Origin of the sequence: Corynebacterium poyangense (assembly GCF_014522205.1) — a bacterium.
Taxonomy (GTDB): Bacteria; Actinomycetota; Actinomycetes; order Mycobacteriales; family Mycobacteriaceae; genus Corynebacterium; species Corynebacterium poyangense.
The window spans coordinates 1,727,254-1,748,678 of the sequence record NZ_CP046884.1 but is presented as its reverse complement, the minus strand read 5'-3'; the positions used below and the strand labels follow the sequence as shown (position 1 = coordinate 1,748,678).

Annotated in this window: 20 protein-coding genes; 14 read left to right on the top strand and 6 right to left on the bottom strand. The window is 50.2% G+C overall.

What is annotated here, in order from left to right; genetic code table 11:
* Window positions 1-3: 3 nt before the first annotated feature.
* Window positions 4-1,311 carry a galactokinase family protein gene (locus GP475_RS08160; protein WP_187973927.1) on the bottom strand — a complete coding sequence of 436 codons (1,308 nt, stop codon included), beginning with the start codon at window positions 1,309-1,311 and terminating at the stop codon, window positions 4-6.
* 175 nt (window positions 1,312-1,486) lie between these two features.
* Here GP475_RS08160 and GP475_RS08155 point away from each other — a divergent pair, with 175 nt between their 5' ends.
* Entirely contained in the window at window positions 1,487-1,693 is a 207-nt protein-coding gene (locus tag GP475_RS08155; protein WP_187973926.1) for a hypothetical protein, read from the top strand.
* 59 nt (window positions 1,694-1,752) lie between these two features.
* On the opposite strand, the gene GP475_RS08150 is transcribed toward GP475_RS08155, so the two are convergent.
* Both GP475_RS08150 and GP475_RS08145 read right to left on the bottom strand, forming a co-directional pair.
* Window positions 1,753-3,441, bottom strand: coding sequence for a CYTH and CHAD domain-containing protein (locus tag GP475_RS08150; RefSeq protein WP_187973925.1), 1,689 nt, complete (start codon window positions 3,439-3,441; stop codon window positions 1,753-1,755).
* A 90-nt stretch (window positions 3,442-3,531) separates the two neighbouring features.
* Window positions 3,532-4,593 carry a DUF2786 domain-containing protein gene (locus GP475_RS08145; protein ID WP_187973924.1) on the bottom strand — a complete coding sequence of 354 codons (1,062 nt, stop codon included), beginning with the start codon at window positions 4,591-4,593 and terminating at the stop codon, window positions 3,532-3,534.
* 147 nt (window positions 4,594-4,740) lie between these two features.
* Between GP475_RS08145 and glnA (GP475_RS08140) the strand changes: the two genes are divergently transcribed.
* The 4 genes from glnA (GP475_RS08140) (at window position 4,741) to GP475_RS08125 (ending at window position 10,334) form a co-directional block, all read left to right on the top strand.
* Window positions 4,741-6,081 (top strand): type I glutamate--ammonia ligase, encoded by a 1,341-nt coding sequence (gene glnA, locus GP475_RS08140; protein WP_187973923.1) that lies wholly within the window; start codon window positions 4,741-4,743, stop codon window positions 6,079-6,081.
* Between the two features lie 15 nt (window positions 6,082-6,096).
* On the top strand, window positions 6,097-9,198 hold the full coding sequence (locus GP475_RS08135; protein ID WP_394367377.1) for a bifunctional [glutamine synthetase] adenylyltransferase/[glutamine synthetase]-adenylyl-L-tyrosine phosphorylase: 3,102 nt from the start codon (window positions 6,097-6,099) through the stop codon (window positions 9,196-9,198).
* A 64-nt stretch (window positions 9,199-9,262) separates the two neighbouring features.
* Window positions 9,263-9,589: a hypothetical protein gene (locus GP475_RS08130; RefSeq protein WP_187973922.1), complete on the top strand. Its 327-nt coding sequence runs from the start codon at window positions 9,263-9,265 to the stop codon at window positions 9,587-9,589.
* A 25-nt stretch (window positions 9,590-9,614) separates the two neighbouring features.
* A complete protein-coding gene (locus GP475_RS08125) occupies window positions 9,615-10,334 on the top strand; it encodes an ATP-binding cassette domain-containing protein (protein WP_187973921.1) in 720 nt (239 codons plus the stop codon).
* 33 nt (window positions 10,335-10,367) lie between these two features.
* Here the strand turns inward: GP475_RS08125 and GP475_RS08120 are convergent, their stop codons facing one another.
* Complete coding sequence (locus tag GP475_RS08120) at window positions 10,368-11,768, bottom strand: MFS transporter (RefSeq protein WP_262485154.1); 1,401 nt, start codon at window positions 11,766-11,768, stop codon at window positions 10,368-10,370.
* 168 nt (window positions 11,769-11,936) lie between these two features.
* Here GP475_RS08120 and thrC point away from each other — a divergent pair, with 168 nt between their 5' ends.
* From thrC to GP475_RS08080, 8 genes are all read left to right on the top strand, one after another.
* Entirely contained in the window at window positions 11,937-13,382 is a 1,446-nt protein-coding gene (thrC, locus tag GP475_RS08115) for a threonine synthase (RefSeq protein WP_187973920.1), read from the top strand.
* A 44-nt stretch (window positions 13,383-13,426) separates the two neighbouring features.
* The gene (locus GP475_RS08110; protein WP_187973919.1) at window positions 13,427-13,582 is read left to right on the top strand and encodes a hypothetical protein; all 156 of its coding nucleotides are present in this window, start codon (window positions 13,427-13,429) and stop codon (window positions 13,580-13,582) included.
* A gap of 6 nt (window positions 13,583-13,588) precedes the next feature.
* A complete protein-coding gene (locus GP475_RS08105) occupies window positions 13,589-14,119 on the top strand; it encodes an NUDIX hydrolase (protein WP_187973918.1) in 531 nt (176 codons plus the stop codon).
* Window positions 14,120-14,197: 78 nt separating this feature from the next.
* Window positions 14,198-15,277 carry a sensor histidine kinase gene (locus GP475_RS08100; RefSeq protein WP_187973917.1) on the top strand — a complete coding sequence of 360 codons (1,080 nt, stop codon included), beginning with the start codon at window positions 14,198-14,200 and terminating at the stop codon, window positions 15,275-15,277.
* The gene (locus GP475_RS08095) at window positions 15,270-15,929 is read left to right on the top strand and encodes a response regulator (RefSeq protein WP_187973916.1); all 660 of its coding nucleotides are present in this window, start codon (window positions 15,270-15,272) and stop codon (window positions 15,927-15,929) included. The genes GP475_RS08100 and GP475_RS08095 overlap by 8 nt, the downstream gene beginning before the upstream one ends.
* Before the next feature lie 41 nt (window positions 15,930-15,970).
* Window positions 15,971-16,834 carry an ATP-binding cassette domain-containing protein gene (locus tag GP475_RS08090; RefSeq protein ID WP_187973915.1) on the top strand — a complete coding sequence of 288 codons (864 nt, stop codon included), beginning with the start codon at window positions 15,971-15,973 and terminating at the stop codon, window positions 16,832-16,834.
* 2 nt (window positions 16,835-16,836) lie between these two features.
* Entirely contained in the window at window positions 16,837-17,568 is a 732-nt protein-coding gene (locus GP475_RS08085; protein ID WP_394367432.1) for an ABC transporter permease, read from the top strand.
* A 1-nt stretch (window position 17,569) separates the two neighbouring features.
* Window positions 17,570-18,313 carry an ABC transporter permease gene (locus GP475_RS08080; RefSeq protein WP_187973913.1) on the top strand — a complete coding sequence of 248 codons (744 nt, stop codon included), beginning with the start codon at window positions 17,570-17,572 and terminating at the stop codon, window positions 18,311-18,313.
* A gap of 105 nt (window positions 18,314-18,418) precedes the next feature.
* On the opposite strand, the gene GP475_RS08075 is transcribed toward GP475_RS08080, so the two are convergent.
* Window positions 18,419-19,279, bottom strand: a complete 861-nt coding sequence (locus GP475_RS08075; protein ID WP_187973912.1) for a sulfurtransferase — start codon at window positions 19,277-19,279, stop codon at window positions 18,419-18,421.
* A 94-nt stretch (window positions 19,280-19,373) separates the two neighbouring features.
* Window positions 19,374-20,810, bottom strand: a complete 1,437-nt coding sequence (glnA, locus tag GP475_RS08070) for a type I glutamate--ammonia ligase (protein WP_187973911.1) — start codon at window positions 20,808-20,810, stop codon at window positions 19,374-19,376.
* Window positions 20,811-20,942: 132 nt separating this feature from the next.
* On the opposite strand from glnA (GP475_RS08070), the gene GP475_RS08065 reads away from it, so the two are divergent.
* Window positions 20,943-21,419, top strand: coding sequence for an RDD family protein (locus GP475_RS08065; protein WP_187973910.1), 477 nt, complete (start codon window positions 20,943-20,945; stop codon window positions 21,417-21,419).
* Window positions 21,420-21,425 lie beyond the last annotated feature (6 nt).

Here is a 21,425-nt window from a genome sequence, read left to right as displayed (position 1 = left end):
CCCCTAGACAGGGATAACTCTGGCCGGATTTCCCTCTGGCAAATCGGTAGTGTGAATGCCTACATTGTGCAGGTGGGTGCAAAAATCTTGGCTATGGTTGCGTTCCACGAACGCTACTGCGGAAGAATGAATCCCGGCCACAAGCGGGCGGGCAGATAGGGCTCCTTGTTGAAGTGCTAATGAACAAAGGGCGTCTTCGGGGCCATTGAGGCCATAGTGTGCGGTTATATCGTGCCGAGATTGGTTTATCACTGCCCACACTTCAGCGTAGCGATGTGAGTGCAAGGCGTTGGTTATATCTTTGGCTCGCTGGATTTCTGCTTCCCAAAAGTTCAGCCATTTCTCGGCGTCGCTCACTGCTGGTTGAGAAGAATCATCGTGAACTTGGTGATAGGCGCGCAACCACTCCGGGACGCGGGTGGTTGCTTGAGGTAATAATCGCAACAAACCGACGCCGAATCCGTGAGCAGCATTTTCGCACAAGGCTTTACGTTGCTCAAGGTCATGGGCAATTTGCTGAGCATCGACCTGGTTCTCCACGACAGATGCTTGGGTGTGATGCGCGTGAGGATAGATACCGAGGGTGTGATATCGGGAGGAATCGATGCCAGGGCTTCGGGTCACTGCACCGTCAGCATGATCGACAGCGCAGAATCCGGAATCGGCGCCGCGAAGCACGGCGGTGAGTCGGGATTTGGTGGCTAAACCTGGGTGGATGAGTTCAGAGGCTTGGGCCCCCAGTTCGCTCAACCGGGCTCGGGTTGGTACATCAACCTGATGATTATGTGATAACAACGCCAGGGCAAAAGCTGCTTGTAGTGCGGTTTCTTCACCTAGTCCAATATCCCTCGGGATATTAGTGACGACGGTGATGTCCCACCCAAGGTGATGGCGACTTAAGAGCTGACGTTGCATCAATGCAGATGTGGTGGCGGCCAGTAGCCTCACCACATCGCTGGAATTCTGTGCATAGGTGTGTGGAGATTTTTCTTCTGACGAGGTCTTCGACAAAAAATCATTCAGTTCCACACAACCCGAGCGTTCTAGGCATGCCTCGAAACTCTCTGAGTCAAGAATTCGGAGATCGATCGTTGACTTCTTGTTGGGTGTCAACGCCAGATAGAGATTCCGGTTGACTAAACCATAGAGTGCGATTCCTCCGAAATAGTCGGTGTGTTCTCCAATAAGGGGCCACGACCCTGGAGCTTGGGCTACGAGCTGAGGTCGTTGATGAAAAATCTCATGGTGGGTAGCCGCGAGCTTGCAGGGTAGGTCTTCACCCTGGAATTCAGTGTTATTCCACTGGGGCATGGTGACTCCTCATCATTGGGGCAGCGGGCAAACGCTGGTATTGAACTGTTTTTACTTTAATAGCTGTTCTTAACAGCAAACCCGGTAGCCTGGTGCCATACTATAAAGAGCCACGCAAACGCGGTGGAATGTGCGTTTCCCGAGTTCATGATTAATGCTGCAAGGACGTGATCACATGTGCAATGACGATACTCAGTGGTTTTATGACCCTTCCACGGGAGAAGTATCCCAGGGGAAAGAAAAGGGTTGGGACAATAGAATGGGCCCCTATTCATCTGAAGCAGAAGCTCGCCAGGCGCTCAGCATAGCGGCTGAGCGAAACAAAGCCGCCGACGCTGATTCAGATGACAATTGGGGACAACCCCCATCCTGGGAAAACTAAAACAGTACTTACATTTAGTTTTTGCGCCCCACTTTAACCCGTGTGAGGCGCTTTCTCCGCTACTTTTTCCCGCCTTTTCTTGTTTGCTTCTTCCTCTTCTTCTTCGTGTTCCTAGACAACTTTTGATGCGCCTGGCGAATATCCTCAGCCACCTTGTCATAGTCTTTCAGCGCCTCAAGGCCGTTATATCTTTCCCGCTGATATAACAGACCATATCCAAAGGTGTCTTCCCCTTTCTTTCGAGCGCGATGTGCTTTCTTCAGCAGAATTTCCCGCGCAGTAACTGCATCTTGGAAATCGCCGAGAAGAGACTGCATACGCTTGCACGCTTGGCTTAATTTCTTGGTTTTTAGGCCAGTGGCCGCGCCGACAGCCTCAGCAGAGTAACGCAGCCGTTTCGCCGCTTTCCGCATGTCATGAAGATGAACTTCTCTTTCCTTGAGCGGAATTGAATGGTCGTTTCGGGTTGCGGTCACCAACTCATGCCGGCGACGGAGCTTGCGATAGGCCTTATCGAGGTGAAGCAGTAGAGTCTCTTCCGCGGTGAGAGTGTCCTCTTGGTGATCGCCTACTTCTTCCGAGTTTTCAGAGGAATCACCTGGTGATTCTTCTGCTGATGAGGCCGGAGAGTCCTCCGCTAAAGGAGGACAGTGCACGAGCTCATCTAAGGCATCTAGCATGTCTAGATAGCGATCAGAATTGAGAACGGCGACCACTCGGCGATGGGCGCGTCGATACTCTCGGGACATATCTTCGCGAACATGGCGTCTAACATTGTCGTCGATAGCATCAGAGTCCTCCTGCTCTAACAGGGTATGGAAACGTTTCTCTACTACCTCGGCATCTCGTGCTACGCCCAATAAACTAGCGAGAAGCTTGAGTTCTTCTTCTAAATAGTGGATGCGTTCTCCCACCAAAATTCCTTCAAATGTTTGAAGGTGACTTCGCAGCTCTCTGGTAGCAACTCTCATCTGGTGAATGGAATCCCATTCGTCTCTACGGACCTTGGGATCATAGGAAATGAGCTTGTCACGATTTGCGCTCAAGGCCTGAATAACTCCGGCTGCTGGGGAGGACTGATCAAGCTGACGCGATGCGTGTGCTGGTTGCACATTATTGATGCTTTCGCCAAGTGCGAAGAGCAATTTAGAGGGGCTATGTGAAGCCTTTGCCCCAGCACCAATAAATAGAGCGGTAGCTGAGCGCAAGAGAGCTTGATTATCAATATCGCTAGCTTGGGCATCGCTGAGTTCGATTTCCCATTCACGCCAGGAGCGTTGCTTTCCCCCAGGAAGAAAAGAAAAAGCAGTCACTTTATCGTCACAGAATTCAGCGATAGCGTGGTCTGCTGAATCAGCGAGGAGGTATTCAGTTCTTTCATTATCTACTTGAGCGATTGGTGTGAGAGGTTCGCGCCGAATAAGGGAAAGCACTTGTTCTTTAATTTCTTGAGGCACCTGGTACACCCCGTCTACTGGCTCACCTAGTTCAGCGTGAATTTCTAGGCGTCCTTCGGCTGAAGGAAACTTGATATGCCAGCCGTCGTCTTTACCCCCGCTACGCCGGCGAAGAGTAATCTTTGCTCGAGTTAAGCGCAGATCTGCAGTGTCATAATAGATAGCGGATAAGCTGTGTGAAACAGTCTCTTTGAGATGATCGACGTGTTGGATGCTGGTTAGATCCGGTATGTCGATAGTTTCCTCGACTGCAAACTTTGATTCGACTTCAAGAAAAGGACGAGTGCTCACCGCGTGCTCCTCTGTGCGCATGTTGTGATTAGCTGCTGATGCTCCCTGGTCTTAACCCTACCGAGTTCCCGACGGTGGGGCAGGAGAGCGTCAAGCTGCATGATCAATCTGGTTAAGAAAGCGTCGTCGATAGGAAATGTCGGCTGCCTCTCTTCCGGCCTGATAGCCCTTGAAATTATGTCCTGATAACTGGATCTGGCGGGTGTGAGGAAAGATTTCGCTGACTTTATCGACTACTTGTTGGTCCTGTTTGCGTAGCAGTATCAGTGAATCTTTTCGCCAAGGACCGTCGTCTATGGCCTGTTGAGATGCCTGCGTGAGTAGTTCATGGATTCGATAAGCGAAAGCGATAGAAAAGCTTCTGCGAAAGGAGTTAGTTTCTCCGGGGGTGTGTCTGCGTCGGGCTTCGTGAGAGTTTCTCATGAAATAGTCACGGAGGTTATTCAAGCAACTGAATAGGTCAACCACCTGGGCTATATCCTCACTAGAACCAAAGAGACACGCGATACCTTTGGGATGAATGAGTAATGATCGGCAAGAGTTATGCCTAGCGACGGAATTTAAGAGAAGATGTTGGTGTTTGACCCAGGGCGGTTTCAGGTAAACCCGCTGAATAACTATGTCAGGCTGAGGGTTGGTTACAGAGCAACGGAGCTCTAGGGTGCACATCCGGTAAAGCTGTTGTAAGTGTTGAGCCTTTAGGATGAGTGACTCGGCTTCTGCAGGAAAAGTGGTTGATTCCGCTTTGGCCAGCAGCTTTGATACTTTGCTGCGTTGCCGTTGAGATTCGGTATTTCCGGACAAGGACTGTGGATCTGTCTCGGGGTACAGGGTGGGATCATAAAGAAGTTCAGCCCCGGGGATCTCAGGAAGGCGGAGAATCTGACTGCATAATTGAGCTACGTTTTTGCTCGGATTCCAGCTATGCGGTGTCAAGAGGAGCTGGCGTAATTGGTGGTTCCAGTGTTGTGCCATCGGTGAAGGGACACGCTTGCCATCGATTCTGTTCAGGTAATACGCAATCTCATAGCCGAAAATATGGAGCAGGTCAGTGGGGGTCCATCCCAGAGATCCAGTCCGGTAGATAGCTTCTATAATGAGTCCCTCACCCGAAGTGTTATTCGTGGTGTTTTGATTATTCTTATTCGACATCTCAACCCCCTAATGCGAATATGTTTTCGAATGTCTGCCCTTAGTTCATCATCGCCTATGGACATAGCCACCCCCATCAATTGTCAACATCAGATCAACCTGCGTTTTTCCTCTGATCTTTTTACCCCCGTTCGCTAGCATGGGTGCATGGATAGTCAGCAGGAATTTGTGCTCAGAACTGTAGAAGAACGAGATATCCGGTTTATCCGACTCTGGTTTACCGACATTCTCGGCTATCTCAAGTCTGTGGTTATGGCGCCAAGCGAGCTGGAATCCGCCTTTGAAGAGGGGGTAGGTTTTGACGGATCAGCTATTGAAGGTTTTTCCCGAGTCTCAGAGGCAGACACCATAGCGCTACCTGACCCCTCCACTTTCCAGATCGTTCCTTTTGATGGGGAGGATTCTCCGCTCCAAGCTGCTCGGATGTTCTGCGATATTTCCATGCCCGACGGGCAACCATCGTGGTCGGATCCCCGCCAAGTCTTGCGACGTCAGGTGCAATCGGCCGCCGCCGATGGTTTCGAATGCATGGTGTCTCCCGAGATTGAGTTCTATTTACTTCAATCTGTTCTCACTGAGGGGCGACGTCCAATTCCGACCGATAATGGTGGTTATTTTGACCAGGCAACGCATAATGAGGCGGCATCTTTCCGTCGGGAGGCAATGTTAGCCCTGGAGGCCATGGGAATACCGGTTGAGTTTTCTCATCATGAAACTGCGCCGGGCCAACAAGAAATTGATCTCCGACATGCCGATGTTTTAACCATGGCAGACTCCATCATGACGTTCCGCTATGTGATTAAACAAGTTGCTCAACGCAATGGGATCACCGCCTCTTTCATGCCAAAACCATTTCAGAATTATGCTGGCTCTGCCATGCACACGCATTTCTCCTTATTTGAAGGGGAATCTAATGCTTTTCATGATTCAGATGATGAGTTCAGTCTGTCTAAAACCGCTCGCCAATTCATCGCCGGAGTGTTGCACCACGCTTCGGAGCTATCTGCTGTGACCAATCAATGGGTGAACTCATACAAAAGAATAATGTTTGGAAATGAGGCCCCAACTGCGGTGACGTGGGGAGTATCCAATCGTTCGGCTCTCATTCGGGTACCTACTTACCGATTAGGAAAAGAGGAATCTCGTCGAGTAGAGGTTCGAAGTATTGATTCCGCCTGTAATCCATATTTAGCTTTCTCAGTACTCTTGGGTGCTGGTCTTAAAGGTATTCGAGAAGGCTATGAATTAGATGATCCAGCAGAAGACGATGTATCGTTGCTATCTCGTCGAGAGCGACGAGCTATGGGATATGTTGACCTTCCGCATAGCTTAGATCAGGCCGTGAGGGAATTAGAACGCTCTGAATTAATGGCCGAAATTCTAGGAGAGCACGTTTTTGAATTCTTCCTTCAAAGTAAATGGGAAGAGTGGCATAAATATCAGCAACAAATTACCCCCTGGGAACTGCGCACCATTTTGGATTACTAAGGAGCAGAAAACATCGTGAACACTCCGGCAAAAATTCCTTCTCCAGCGGTGCTCGGCCTCAAAGGCGCTAGGTCAGCCGAAGACGTGGAATGGTTGGGGTGGAATACCCCGGAAACTATCGACATTTTGTGGGCCTTATCTGGAGCTGGGGATCCAGATTTAGCGCTGAACACTGTTCATCGTCTGGTTGCTGCTCTCGACGAACACTTCGGCCCTTCCGGGCGTGCTGAACTGACCGAACAACTAATCTCCGATCCAGCTCTCAGAGTTCGGCTTTTTGCTCTCCTTGGCGGTTCTACCGCGCTTGGAGATCATCTGGTGGCACATCCGGAGTTGTGGCGGGAACTGCAAAAACCGCTTCCTACCACTGAAGAAGTGATGAGTACTTTGCTGGATGCAGTTGCTGCGCAACCAGCACAGATAGCTGATCCCGAGGATGGGAATACGCACAGCTACCCCGATGGTGCGAAACCAGATTTAACGAGCCCTGGCACCTATTGTGCCGGTATTGGGGGGCAGGAGGCAGCGAAAAATCTTCGGGAGACCTACCGTACTTTTGTCTTGCGTATCGCTGCGCATGATTTCGCCGGCACCTATCCGGGGAACAAGCGTAGACCCGAGCAACCACGGGTGGAATTTAGCGTTGTTACCGGTTTACTGACTGATTTAGCAGATGCGGCACTAACTGCTGCGCTAGCTGTAGCGGTTAAAGAAGTGTATGGGGATAAACCGGTTGATACCACGCTAGCCGTATTGGCGATGGGGAAGTGCGGAGCTCGAGAATTAAACTATATCTCCGACGTTGACGTTATTTTTGTCGCCGAACCGGCAAATACCAAAGCAACTCGGCTAGCCGGTGAATTAAACCGGATCGGTTCCCGTTGTTTCTTCGAAGTCGACGCAGCTTTAAGACCCGAAGGGAAAAATGGCGCACTAGTGCGCACCTTGGATAGCCATGTGGCTTATTACCAACGGTGGGCAGAAACATGGGAGTTTCAGGCGTTATTAAAAGCACGGCCGATGACGGGGAATATTGCTTTGGGGGAGGACTATATTGCGCGCTTAAGGCCTATGGTGTGGACTGCGAGCCAGCGAGATTCTTTCGTTGACGATGTCCAAGCAATGCGACGCCGAGTTATAGAGAATGTTCCTCAAGAATTACGGGAGCGAGAATTAAAACTCGGAGAAGGTGGGCTTCGAGATGTTGAATTTGCGGTGCAACTTTTACAACTTGTTCACGGGCGCTCAGACGAGAGTTTAAGGCAATTAGCCACCGTCGACGCTCTTCACGCCCTCGTGGAGGGCGGGTATGTAGGCCGTGAAGATGGACATGGACTCATTGATGCCTATGCTTTCTTGAGGCTTTTGGAACATCGCTTACAACTGCAAAGATTACGTCGGACTCATGCGTTGCCGGCAGAAAAAGAGGAGCACAATTATCAATGGCTTGCTAGGACTGCTGGTTTTACTGGGGTGGGGAAGAAGTCAGCGACGGAACTTTTGAATGCAGAGTTGAAAAGGATTAGATTACAAGTTTCTACTTTGCATCGGAGGCTGTTTTATCGTCCGCTGTTGCACTCTGTAGTGAATAAGAGTGTTGATACCTTAAAGCTCACTCCCGAGGCTGCGAAATTACAATTGAGCGCCTTAGGCTATAAATTCCCGGAGCGTGCTTTTGAGCACTTAAGTGCATTAGCTTCGGGAGTATCGCGGAAAGCTAAAATCCAGGCGATGCTGCTGCCCAGTTTAATGGACTGGTTATCGGCCACCGCAGATCCCGATGCTGGATTATTGAATTATCGGAAACTATCCGAAGCCGCGCATGATAGAACCTGGTTTTTAAGGATGCTCCGGGATGAAGGCATAGTCGGTCAACGTCTCATGCATATCCTAGGGACATCCCCCTACACCTCGGATCTCATCATTTCCGCTCCAGATATTGTGCGGCAATTCGGGGATGGAGCAACCGGACCAAAGCTGTTGTCCACGGGCCCGGAAACGGTGAGTACGTCATTGGTTGCGGCAGCGGGGCGCCATGAAGACCCAAATAAGGCGATTGCTGTGGCGCGTTCCTTAAGGAGGACGGAATTAGCCCGGATCGCCTCGGCTGATTTATTGGGAATGCTCAGCGTGCCGGAAGTATGCTTGGCGCTGTCAACAGTATGGGATGCTGTTTTAGAGGCCGCACTCAGAGCAGAGATTCGCTATAGCTTGAACAATGATGGCTTTGAGCAACCGCCGGCTCGCATCGCGGTGATCGGGATGGGGCGATTAGGCGGAGCTGAGCTAGGCTATGGATCAGATGCGGATGTTATGTTAGTGGCCGAGCCTAGCGATGGGGTAGCGGAAAATGATGCTCTGAAATGGGCCATAAAAATCTGCGATGACATGCGTCAACGCCTCAATAAGCCCTCAGGAGATCCACCTTTGGAAGTTGACCTGGGGTTGCGCCCGGAGGGAAGAAGTGGAGCTAGCGTCCGAACCGTCGGCTCGTATCAGAACTATTATCAGCGGTGGGGTGAAACCTGGGAAAAGCAAGCTCTACTAAGGGCGACTGTTATTGCTGGAGATCATAACGTTGGTGAAAAATTCCTGCACGCGGTTGATCCGTGGCGATACCCTGAAGAAGGAGTTGGCCCAGCTACTATCCGGGATGTTCGGAGAATGAAAGCACGGGTGGATAATGAACGGCTCCCGAGGGGTGCCGACCGTAACACCCACACCAAGTTGGGGCGTGGAGCCTTGACTGACATCGAGTGGACCGTGCAATTACTGACTCTTGAGAATGTTCATAAATATCCGGAGTTGAAGAATACCTCGACACTGGAGTTACTTGATATCTTTGCTGAGTTAGAGATCCTGGAAACAGAAAAAGTCAAGACTTTAAAGGACGCGTGGTTAGCTGCAACTCAAGCGCGCAATGCCCTCGTCTTGGTACGTGGGAGAAGAACTGATCAACTCCCCGGAGCAGGGCTGTACCTCATGCAAGTTGCTGCCGCGGCAGGCTGGAAACCGCTCGATTACCAGGACTTTTTAGAAAACTATCTCCGGTTGACTCGTCGAGCTCGCCGAGTTGTTGACGAAGTGTTTTGGGGAGAACCAAGTATGGAACCCTGATTTTCTCCCTGATCTTTCTTAGCTTTGCTAGTGAAACCCGGTTTTTCTTCTTAGACTTGGAACTATGAAAATCTCCATGACCCTAAGCCTCAACGACCTCACTCTAGCTGAGCTCAGTGCTTTTTCAGAGGCTGCCTACCGCAACGGAGCGGACCCGGACACCATCATCTCTTATGACCCAGACCATCACACCCTCAGCCTGGAAAGCGATAACCTCGGTACCCAAGATGAGACAGATATAGCCAAGGATCCGACGCCCTCACCTCGTCCGCCACAAGGCGAATGGCCCATTCCTAAAGACGTAGGAGAACAGGTAGTTAATGGTGTCATTGATTTCTTGACCGGACACCGTAAACCCCCAGAGGGTGGCTATGGTTCATTTCGTCAATGATCCTCAGAGGCATTAAAGGCCCACCGTGATTCCTCCATTTATTCACCGCATTGGGTTCCTGGAAGATTCTCATCGCCCGCCACCGGCACCCTATGTCACTGCTATTCCCGCAATTAAGGCGCTGAGAGCTCACCCTATTGAAATCACATCGCCGGTGGTCATTCTCACGGGGGAAAACGGGACTGGAAAGTCAACCCTCTTGTCAGCTTTAGCTGAGCGCTATCGCTTTGATCACCACGGTGGGGCGCGGGATGCAGACTATCCGCAACAAGTCTATGCGGGTAATGATTTAGCACCGCATCTTCTTATCCTTAGGAACCAACAACCACAAAATGGCTTCTATCTCCGAGCTGAGTCATATGAGGTAATGCTTGACAAGACGGAGCCACAGCTACACTCACTGTCTAACAGTGTCCGTGCTTTGTCTCATGGAGAATCGGTACTGTCTCTCATCCAAGATTTCACCGCTGGGCGTGGATTAATTCTGTGCGACGAGCCGGAATCAGGTTTATCGACCATTCGGCAAATGGTGTTCCTCGCAGAGGTCTATCACTCAATCGCTGCTGGAAACCAATTTTTCCTAATTACTCATTCTCCGATCATGATGGCTATCCCTGGTGCTCAAATTATTGAATTCCATGACCAAGGGTGGCGAGAAATAACCTGGAATGAGAGCGAAAACGTGCAAGCAATGAGGGATTTTATGGCTACCCCAGAAGAAACACTCGGCGAGTTACTGAGGTAGAAGTGATGGTGTTACCTGGGGTAAGAGAAGAGGTCAGCCCTCAGAGCGCTCGATATAGCGGACAGCACAGGGAGCAGAGGCACGACGCCGACGTCGGGCAATTATTAATCCCATCATTCCGATGAACCACATCCCAGTGACAGATAGCCAGGCGAAGCGAAAATCATGCCAGGTGTAGGTGGTGTGTGTGGCGGCGGCATCAAGAAGGAAACCGAAGAGTTGAGTGGTGATCATGCCGGCAAGAAAGCCGCCCATATTCCCCAGGCCGGTGCCGGTGGCGACGATCGTCGGTGATAACTCTTCTCGAACATAGTCAAAGCCGAAATTAGATACGGGGGTGCAGGCGGCGGTCACGATGCTGATGAGAAAGACGCCGAAGAAACCTCGAGGAGTTGTGGGGTAAAAGAAAAACAACCACGCTACAGTCATTCCAGAGGCGGCAATGATTCCGGCAATGTCTCGGTGTTGACCAAGGCGTGCAGAGACAAAACCCATAACAGGTCCGAAAATAATGGAGCCGATAGTGTTAATGGTGAGGATTAATCCGGCTTGGGCGGAACTTAATCCCATACCCATGGTCATCAGCGGCATACCCCAGAGCATCGTGAAAATAAGCTGCGGCAAAATACCGGTGTAGTGGGTGAAAAAAGCTTGCCAACAGACAGCTTGGGAGGTCACCTTCTTCATTTGGCTTCTCAGGCCCACCTTGACCCTCAGTTTTTTCGTTGGGTGCGACGTAGTGGAGTGAGCTTGAGAAGAGGTGTGCTGGAGAAGCGGTCTTTTTCCGCGGTTGTCGGCGGAATCCGGAGCATCATCAACCAAAATCGCAGCTGCCATGGCTACCAGAATTCCGACTGCGCCGAGACTAAGAAAAGACCATGTCCATCCAGCTGTATGCAAAAGAGCAAGAAAAGGAACGGCTGAAATAAATTGCCCTAGCTGGCCGATAGATGCCGACAGTTGTGAAAAAATGGGTGTCTTTCTCAGGGGGAACCACAGCGGTAAGAGGCGCATAACTGAAAGAAACGCGGTGGCGTCTCCGGCTCCGATGAGGACTCGCGCGATAAGCGCTACTCCATAGGACGAGCTGAAACCTAGCACGATTTGGCCAAATCCCATGCAAAGAGCACCAAAGAGGAGCAATCGGCGGGGCCCGAAACGGTCAATGAGTATTCCAGTGGGGATTTGCGCTAGGGCGTAGACCCCTACTTGCACAGCAGTAAACACAGCAGTCCGCGAGGCATCGACATGAAAACGCTGAATAGCTTCTACTCCTGCCACGCCGAACGAGGTTCGGCCAGTAATGGCGATGACGTAGAGCAATACGGCTGCAGCCCACACCATGAGTGCTTTTCCGGTCACTGCTGTTTGCGGGGAGGGCTGGGATAGATGATTGCTGTTTTCTGAAGAGGAATGGGAAGATGCCGCGGACACAAAGCCGAACTATAATAGCTTTCTTCAATTATTCTCAAATTTTTATTACCTCGTCATTATAACGATGATGGTTTTCTTCCGCCGTGCCGCTGGGGATCGAGCTTCACAACGTCCTCACTAAAAGCACGCACTTACCCCCACACCCCGTCCCACTTGTAGGCTAGGTGCGTGCGTTATTTTTCAACTCGTGACAGCTCCCGGACCCCTTACACATTTAGCGATATTTTGCTAGGCGGTTTAGCCCCCGACGGCGGACTTTTCCTCCCTGAAACCTACCCTCAATTAGACGATGCCACCTTAAGCTCTTGGCGTAATCTACTCCGCCAGGAGGGTTATGCCGCTTTGGCCGCAGAGGTTCTTAGTCTTTTTATTGATGATATTCCGGCATCTGACCTTAAAGCGATGACTGCCCGGGCATATCACAGCCCCAAATTCGCCAATTCTGAAATTGTTCCGGTGACGGAATTAGGCGAAGGTATTTATATCGGTCATCTTTCAGAAGGCCCCACGGCGGCTTTCAAAGATATGGCTATGCAATTACTGGGCGAATTATTCGAATATGAATTAAACCGTCGCCAAACAACTATGAATATTTTAGGTGCCACGAGCGGTGATACGGGGTCGTCGGCCGAATATGCCATGAGGGGACGCACCGGAATTAGGGTTTTTATGCTTACCCCTGCTGGCCGGATGACACCCTTCCAGCAAGCCCAAATGTTCGGCCTTGATGATCCCAATATTTTTAATATCGCTCTTGACGGTGTTTTTGACGACTGCCAAGACGTGGTGAAAGCCGTATCTTCTGACGCCGAATTTAAAGCTACCTACCGGATCGGAGCAGTTAATTCCATTAACTGGGCGCGTCTCCTGGCTCAGGTTGTTTATTACATCGTCTGTTGGTTAAAGGTGACTGAGAATAATGAACAACAAGTCAGTTTCTCAGTTCCAACAGGCAATTTCGGTGACATTTGTGCAGGGCATATTGCTCGTTGCATGGGTTTGCCCATTGACCGACTCATCGTCGCCACCAACGAAAATGACGTTTTAGATGAGTTCTTCAAAACTGGACATTATCGCCCCAGGTCCAGTGCGGAAACCCAGGCCACCTCGAGTCCATCGATGGACATATCCCGGGCCTCGAATTTCGAAAGATTCATTTTCGACGTCCTTTCGCGCGACGCACATCGAACCGCCGATCTTTTTGGAACCCAGCTAAAAGACCAAGGTTTTTCACTGGCCGATGACCCGGTTTTTCCGCAGATCACCGAGAAATTCGGTTTTCTATCTGCACGGTCCACCCATGCTGATCGACTCTCCACCATCGCTGATGTAGTGAAACGATATAACGTGGTGGTTGATCCTCATACCGCTGACGGGATTAAAGCCGCCCGTGACTGGATAGATGACATTGATACTCCGGTAGTTTGCTTAGAAACCGCGTTGCCGGTGAAATTTGCGGACACGATTATTGAAGCTACCTCTCAAGAACCTGTGGTTCCGGAACGATTTACCGGGATTTTAGACGGGCCTCGTCACGTCACGGAGTTACCGAATGATGCAGAAGTGGTCAAGAAGTTTATCCGCGATTCCATTGCCGCAACTGATGTTCGATAACACCACTGCGGTCTAGGTAAGCAGTAGAGATGAGGAGATAATACGTGGCTCAGGAAAGATTTGCTCCGTTTCAATATTCCAGCGAATTTGATCCGGCTGAATTTGCTGCGCAGATTCGCAGGGAGGCGGAGGAGCAAAAATCCAGGCGCGGAGAAGAAACGCCAACTGAATCTGATTGCAGGCGTGAGAAGGGAAAATAAAGGATTATGCCGACCCCAGATTTTGTTGTGGAGCTTCGGGAAAAAGTAGGGCACGATCTCCTCTATATGGGTGGGGTGACTGCTCTAGTGATTCGCGACGTCGCCCCTGGCTCCCCAGTGTGGGAAGTACCCGAGGTGCTTCTGGTGAAGCGAAAAGACACCGAGGAATGGACGCCTATTACTGGCATTATTGAACCGGGTCATGAACCCGACGACACAGCGCGACGAGAGGTATGGGAAGAAACAGGTATTGAAGCTCAGGTCGAGGCCCTCTTAGGAGTAGGAGAGGTTGGGCCGGTGACCTATCCCAACGGGGATCAGGCGTTATTTCTTGATACGGCGATTCGTCTTAGCCAAGTTGGGGAAGAACAACCTTGCGTGCATGATGACGAAAACATTGATGTTGGGTGGTTTAAGATCTCACAACTTCCTCCAATGAAGCCTCGTTTTCGTCTAGTCATTGCTGACGCCGTCGCGCAGATGAAACACCCCCAGGGTTTTCGGCCACGGATGGGCTATCACAAAAGAAACCTCTAAGAGGTGATCGGAAGAACGTGGTTTCAATCATCCCCAGGGATGAGGATAACCCGCAGCGTTCTTGTTAGCCTCGAAACCATGTGGGTAAAAGAAGTAGTCCGAGTAGGGATTCTCCTCTGGTTTACTATTACCTATCTCTTGACCCTCAATTCCCTCCTGACCCGATTCCTGATTCTTTCAGCCGCATTACTATTTCTGGCATTTCCGTGGATAAATTCTCGTTATCGAGATTGGGCCCTGGGGCTAATAGCACTGAGTATCACCGCTGGTTTATGTGATCCTACGTATTATCAAACAATCATTATTGCTCCTATTCCTTGCTATGCCATTTATCTTGCCGCTGCATCCTCGCAGCGGAGGATATTCTTTTTGATCTGGTCAGTGGTTGGGGTTAGTTTCGCTATTCTCAGCGGGCATAGTCCCATTGAAAGAACGGATTGGATTGTTGATCTTGTTCTCTGTGGGATAACAATGATCATTCTCGGATTCTTTTATCTCCTAGGGGTCATCCGTTGGCGCCAAGATCAACGCATTGAGCTTCTTGAAGCCCAACTAGCTACTGCCGCCCTTCAAGAGAGGACGCGAATTGCCAGGGAGCTTCACGATATTATCGCTCACAATCTCACTGGAGTTATTGCCTTGGCAGATGGTGCCAGGTACGCAGCTGAACATGATTCGCAAGTCGCTGTGAAAGCCTTGGAAACCATTTCGGAAACTTCCCGCGAATCATTGGCCGATATGAGAGGGGTGTTACATACGCTCAGAGAGGATACACCTCGCGAGATTTCTGCCCCGCCTGGTTTTGAGCAGATCCCAGAACTGATTAGCGAGGCGGAAAAACAGGGACTTGAGATAATAGTCACTGGCTTATCGCAGGAGCGCTCCTTGAGCTCAGTCAAAAGCTTTACCGCCTATCGAGTCACTCAAGAACTCATCACTAACATGCTGAGATATAGCAACCCTCCGCGCGGAACGTTAGAATTCGTCGGCGCGGAAAATATAACAATCATCGCCTCTAATCCTTATCTATCCGACGCCCACAGCTCTCCGGGATTAGGTCTTCAAGGAATATCTGAACGCATAACTGCAATAGGTGGAACGATGAACATCGATAGTACTCAGGGAATTTTTCGCGTGGAGGTTGAACTCGGTGATTAGGGTCGCTCTTTTTGAAGATCAACCTCTAGTACGAGCCGGGATATCTCTCCTTATTGATTCCCAACCAGATATGAAGGTGGTGTTCCAAGCTGCCGACGGGGACCAAGCCTGTCATTGTCGTCATGCTGACGTGGTGTTGATGGACGTTCAGATGCCGCATATCGATGGGATTCGAGCTATCTCGTTTCTGCCTACCACGTGTCGGGTAATTATGCTGACGACATTTGCTGACCAGCACTATATTCTGGGTTCCATTGAAGCTGGAGCTAGCGGTTATCTCTTAAAAGACGCGCCACCTGAGGAGCTGCTCACTGCTATTCGCACGGTCCATGACGGGCACGCGGTGTTATCGCCCAAAATCACCGCAAAGCTGTTACGCAAAATTAAGGATTCCACTGCCCCGGAGGTTTATCATGACATCCCACAGGCGGAGGAGTTAACGCCTCGCGAAGAAGAGATCTTAAGACTCATAGCTTTAGGCTTTAATAATCAAGAAATCGCAGACCATGAATGTGTTTCTTTAGCGACGGTCAAAACTCATGTTCGGCATATTCTTATGAAAACACAGTCACGGGATCGAGTCCATGCGGTGTTATATGCGTATAAAAGCGGAAGAATAAGTCTTGATGACTTATTGAAATATCAACCCTAGGGCTGAGGTTATTTCTCCTATGTGTGGACAGAATAGGGGGTATGGAAGACGTTATTTACACTGAAGACCTTTCTAAGGTGTACGGAAAAACAAAGGTAGTGGATTCATTATCTTTGCATATTCCTCGAGGTTCAATCTATGGCTTTATCGGGCCTAATGGTTCCGGCAAGTCAACAACGATGAAAATGATTTTGGGTTTAACCCGACCAACCTCAGGAAAAGTTTTTCTGGGTTGTAATTACCGGGCAATTGGGTCGATGATTGAGTCCCCTCCTGGATATGCCCATCTGACGGGATGGGAAAATCTGAAAATTCTGCAGCATATGTTAGATCTTAAAGAGAAAGATATTCAACGAGCTCTCAGTTTAGTGCGACTGAATAATCAGAGAGATAAACTTGTTAAAGAATATTCCTTGGGGATGAAACAACGGTTGGGAATAGCGTATGCGTTGGCCCGAAACCCTGAAGTGCTTATTCTTGATGAACCAACAAACGGCCTTGATCCAGCGGGTATTGAAGAAATCCGCCAATTGCTTATTGAGCTCAGTACTCAAGGAATCTCCATTATGGTTTCGAGTCACCTCCTTGATGAAATCAATAAAATGGCTACTCATCTAGGGATCATTGCTGGCGGGAAACTCCTTTTCGAAGGAACCAAGAAACAACTTTTTGGAGCTTCTACTCCCGATCTCCTCATCAGTTGTTCAGATCCAGCCACGGCACAAGCAATAGTAGGCGGGGAAATCCATCAGGACGTCTTGCGGTTATCGGGAGTGAGCCTAGAAAACGCTGCGGTCATTAACCGTCGACTATCAGAGTGCGTTGATGTTTATGAGCTCCGTCGGGCCACTCAGAGTCTAGAAGACGTATTTATTTCTTTGACGGGGGAGGCGGTTCTACAGTGAATATGGTCAGAGAATTTAGAAAACTAAAGCGGCTAAAAATCCCCTATATTCTGCTCGGTATGTCGCTACTAACGGGGCTCATGATCGGCGCTAATTTCTCCGGATCATCAGGAAAAGGCCAATACGCTATGCTTCTTCAAAGCGTTAATTTTGTGTTGGCTCTCCTCGTACCCATCACCGCGGCGGTTGTCTCTAATCTCTCCATCGACATGGAACATCGAGGTCATGGCTGGATTTTTAATGTCACCTCAGGAGTAAGCACCGTGAGGTTGCTGTGGTCTAAATTCCTGGTCGATTCCATAGTGATATGTTGTTTCGTTATCTTTAATTATCTATCAGCTTTATTCCTGGGAAGGTTATTAGGGGTAACGTCGTCCTTCAATCTCATTTTCTGGCTATCTAATATTGTCTGTATTTGCCTCGTATCTACGACCTTTATTGGATTCCATATACTTTGCGCGTCTCGGTGGGAAAATCAATTGATTTCCATGGCTATCGGAGTGCTAGGTGGACTACTGGGGATTTATGGCTTCCTCTTGCCGGATGTACTAGCCCGTTTCATTCCCTGGGGATATTTTGCAGTGTCCAGTCATGTGATCTTCACCGAGCAAGGAAATACATTCGACGCTGTCTATCTTTATCCGCCCTACCTCTGGATATTCGGCTACTTCGTAGCTAGTATCGCTTTATTTTATTGGGGCAGTTATCTCACTTCTCAAGAGAAAGCCAAATAAGATGTTTCTTGCTGAGTTCCTCAAATTACGACGTTCAGCTACCTGGATAATAGCGATCCCCTTACCAGTTTTAGCGGTAATCACCGGAAGCGTTAATTTCTATGCCAACCAACAGATACTTGACCATGCCTGGGCTTCGGCAATTTCGCAGATGAACTTATTCTATGGCATATTCTTCTTTGGCCTGGGTGTAGCGCTGATTGTCGCCACATCCTGGCGCTATGAACACCAAGGATCCAATTTCCATCATCTTCAGGCGCTTAGCGATTCACCACTCCGGCTGTTCCTGGCTAAAGCTCTAGCCGCCACCAGCGTCGTTGCCTTCATGCAGCTAGTCTTCGTTGTCTCAGCCTACCTATCAGCCCATCTGGTGCTAGGCCTAGAACCCACCCAGGTCCTAGCCTTTCTAGGAGTCAACTTTCTAGTTATCCCGCTATCATTTTCCCTCGTTCTATTTCAGGGTTTTCTCTCCATGTGGTTTCGTTCCTTTAGTATCCCAGTCGGAATATGCCTCGTGCTGTGCTTTTCAGCCTTGGCATCCCTGAAATCCGGCATCATCGGGGCTATCGCAGGTCTTTTCCCTCAGGCCCTAGTCTTTTCTCTATTGACGTTTAACTCTTCAGCCATCTCTTCAATGGAGATGTCCCTAGCTTCCGTACTAGTGCATGCCTTTGCTGTAGGTTTCATGGAAACACTCATTTTCCTGTTCATAAGTCTTGCTCTCTTTCAACGAACCAAACGCTAACGTCCAGGTTGTCTCGGCTCGTCATAATGGCTAAGGCCAACAGGACAAGATAGTGGTTTACCGGGCATGTTGCGCTAAGAACACGCCCACCTAGGCGCCGTCGGGCTAGTGGCTTTCCTCGGTGCTTACAGGGAGATCCCCTGGTCGGCCCCACTCACTCCAGGAACCGTCATAAACCGCAATATTGTCACACTCGGCGAGAGTAGCTCCCAAGGCGATGACACACGCGGTGACTCCGGACCCGCAACTAGCGATGAGTTGGTCTTGACCTTCCATATAGGGGGCAAGAATTTTGGCTAGTTCCGTTGACGGTCGCATGGCGTTGTCATCTTGAAGATCAAGGAAGGGGATATTGACAGCCCCCGGCATATGCCCGCGGCGCAGTCCAGGCCGGGGTTCGGGAATCCTTCCTAAAAATCGATCTGTTGATCGAGCATCGGTAACAGTTATTTTTTCTTCTCGAAGCGCCTGGGCAACTGTAGCGGCGTCGACGAAAAACTCCGGGTGGTAGTGTGCTTGAAAATTGCCCCGAGGTTGGGGTTCGACGTGGTTATCTTCTGGTTTTTGAGACGAGATCTCGGTGCTCAATCCGGCTGCTTTCCACCCAGGCAAACCGCCATCAAGAACAGCTACGGTGTCTAATCCCATGGACCTAAACATCCACCAACCACGGGCGGAGGAGAATATTCCCTGCGCGTCATAAATGACAATAAGTGAGTCATTATTGATGCCGAGATTCCTCGCTGCTTGCTGAAACTTCTCCGCTGAGACCATGGTGTGTGGGATGTCTGAAGAGTTATCTGAAAATTCTCCATCAATATCCATGGCAAGGGCGCCTGGAATTCTTTCCGGGGAATGACGATAATCTCCCACGCTGGCATCTAAAATCACCAGCCGAGGGTGACCGATGAGTGAGGCTACATCATCTGGGCTGATAAGAGGGGACCACTGTTCTGGGATGTCCATGCTTCTACACAATCTTTTAGGGATAACAATTAACCCCACCTTAGCCTCTGAGCTGAGGAGAGAAGGTGGGGTCAAGCGGGTCTAGGCGGAAGGCTTAGCAGTCGAAGTACATTTCGAATTCCTGCGGGGTGGGGCGCAAGCGATTCGGCATGATTTCGTTATCCCACTTCAGCTGCACATAAGTGTCAATGAGGTCTTCGGTAAACACGTCGCCTTCAGTCAGGAATTCATTATCCTCAGCGAGTGCCTCCAACGAAGCTTCCAGCGTGGTGGGAGCCTGCGGGATAGACTTGGCCTCCTCCGGAGGAAGCTCATAGAGATCCTTGTCAACCGGTGCGTGTGGCTCAATCCGGTTCTTAATGCCGTCCAGACCAGCCATCATCATTGCGGCGAAACCGAAATAGGGGTTTCCTGAGGGGTCGGGTGCGCGGAATTCGATGCGCTTGGCCTTAGGATTGGATCCGGTGATCGGGATACGAACCGCAGCAGAGCGGTTACGCTGCGAGTACACCAAGTTAATGGGAGCCTCGAAACCAGGAACCAAGCGGTGATAAGAATTCAGGGTCGGGTTCGTGAAGGCCAACACTGCGCCAGCATGTTCAAGCAGACCGCCAATGAAGTAGCGGGCCAAGTCAGAAAGGCCACCATAGCCAGCTTCATCGTGGAATAGTGGTTGCCCATCTTTCCACAGAGACATGTGGGCGTGCATACCCGAACCATTGTCACCGGCTAGCGGCTTCGGCATGAAGGTTGCGACCTTACCTGCTTGAGCTGCGGTGTTCTTGATGATGTATTTGAAGGACTGTAAGTCATCCGCTGCATGGAGCAAAGTATTGAACTTGTAGTTGATCTCCTGCTGACCGCCAGTGCCCACCTCATGGTGGAAGCGCTCGATCTCAAAACCTGCATTCATGAGGTTGCGAGTCATGTCATCACGGATGTTCATGGTCTTGTCATAAGGCGGAACAGGGAAGTAGCCGCCCTTGAGACGGGTCTTGTAGCCCAAGTTAGGAGTGCCATCGAGAGCTGTTTCTTTCCCACGGTTCCACCAGCCTTCTTCGGAATCCACGTGGTAGAAAGCCTGGTTAATGTCTGCTGAATAGCGAACCGAATCAAAGAGATAAAACTCAGCTTCGGGACCAAAGTAACACGTATCAGCAATACCCGTGGAAGCCAGGTATTCCTCTGCCTTCCGAGCTACATTGCGCGGATCCCGGCTAAAAGGCTCGCGGGTGAAAGGGTCGTGTACAAAGAACTTAATATTAAGAGTCTTCGCCTTACGGAAAGGATCAAGCCGAGCTGTGGCCAAATCCGGCAACAGACTCATATCAGATTCATCGATGGTGGTGAATCCGCGGACAGAAGAGCCGTCGAAAGCAAGGCCCTCTTCCAGGGTGTCTTCGTCCAGCGTAGAAGCTGGGATAGAGAAGTGCTGCTCGATGCCAGGAACGTCAGTAAATCGCACATCGACGAATTCGACGTTTTCCTCCTTGATGAACTTAAGTACATCGTCGGCGCTAGTGAAGGCCATGGTCTCTCCTTGTAGGGCGAGTAGTATGAAGTACGAAATTCAGTGTAACCCATTTTCTATAGTTCGATCAATATTTCCCTCATCTCACCCCTTATTGGGCCCCAATTGAGAGCACCCATTAGATTGAGGTACATGGCAAATCGGAAGCGGAGCTGGATTGAAGGGCCACAGATTCCTGGAGAAAATGAGGATCCCCATTCTCCAGGGCGGTGGCCGGGAGAAAAACTTGGTCTCCCCAAAACCGGACCGGGATCTTTGGCCTCGGTGATGCGACGGGTAGGGGGGATTTTCATTGATCAATGGATCTGTTGGGCTCTGGCGTTTATCATCACTCGTTACACCGATTTCTTCGGCGACATTGCTACAACGACCTGGCTTCTTTTCCCGATCCTGGGAACCCTTACCGGGTGGCTTTTTGCTCGGACTCCCGGCCAAGCCCTGTTCGGTATGGGGATTGCGCGCACCGATGTCCCCGGAACTCGGGTCGGCTTCCTCCGAGCCTTAGCACGCTCGGTGTTCACCAGCTTCCTCTTCCCACCCTTGATTATGGATTCTGATGGACGTGGCCTTCATGATCGAGCCACCGGAACGAGCGTCATCCTGGGCTGAGGTGGG

What these genes read in the sequence shown, in the direction of transcription:
- GP475_RS08160 (WP_187973927.1), bottom strand. Translation starts at nt 1,311, where the DNA reads ATGCCCCAGTGGAATAACACTGAATTCCAGGGTGAAGACCTACCCTGC.
- GP475_RS08155 (WP_187973926.1), top strand. Translation starts at nt 1,487, where the DNA reads ATGTGCAATGACGATACTCAGTGGTTTTATGACCCTTCCACGGGAGAA.
- GP475_RS08065 (WP_187973910.1), top strand. Translation starts at nt 20,943, where the DNA reads ATGGCAAATCGGAAGCGGAGCTGGATTGAAGGGCCACAGATTCCTGGA.
- GP475_RS08130 (WP_187973922.1), top strand. Translation starts at nt 9,263, where the DNA reads ATGAAAATCTCCATGACCCTAAGCCTCAACGACCTCACTCTAGCTGAG.
- GP475_RS08105 (WP_187973918.1), top strand. Translation starts at nt 13,589, where the DNA reads ATGCCGACCCCAGATTTTGTTGTGGAGCTTCGGGAAAAAGTAGGGCAC.
- GP475_RS08145 (WP_187973924.1), bottom strand. Translation starts at nt 4,593, where the DNA reads ATGTCGAATAAGAATAATCAAAACACCACGAATAACACTTCGGGTGAG.
- glnA (WP_187973911.1), bottom strand. Translation starts at nt 20,810, where the DNA reads ATGGCCTTCACTAGCGCCGACGATGTACTTAAGTTCATCAAGGAGGAA.
- GP475_RS08075 (WP_187973912.1), bottom strand. Translation starts at nt 19,279, where the DNA reads ATGGACATCCCAGAACAGTGGTCCCCTCTTATCAGCCCAGATGATGTA.
- GP475_RS08100 (WP_187973917.1), top strand. Translation starts at nt 14,198, where the DNA reads ATGTGGGTAAAAGAAGTAGTCCGAGTAGGGATTCTCCTCTGGTTTACT.
- GP475_RS08080 (WP_187973913.1), top strand. Translation starts at nt 17,570, where the DNA reads ATGTTTCTTGCTGAGTTCCTCAAATTACGACGTTCAGCTACCTGGATA.
- GP475_RS08085 (WP_394367432.1), top strand. Translation starts at nt 16,837, where the DNA reads ATGGTCAGAGAATTTAGAAAACTAAAGCGGCTAAAAATCCCCTATATT.
- GP475_RS08090 (WP_187973915.1), top strand. Translation starts at nt 15,971, where the DNA reads ATGGAAGACGTTATTTACACTGAAGACCTTTCTAAGGTGTACGGAAAA.
- glnA (WP_187973923.1), top strand. Translation starts at nt 4,741, where the DNA reads ATGGATAGTCAGCAGGAATTTGTGCTCAGAACTGTAGAAGAACGAGAT.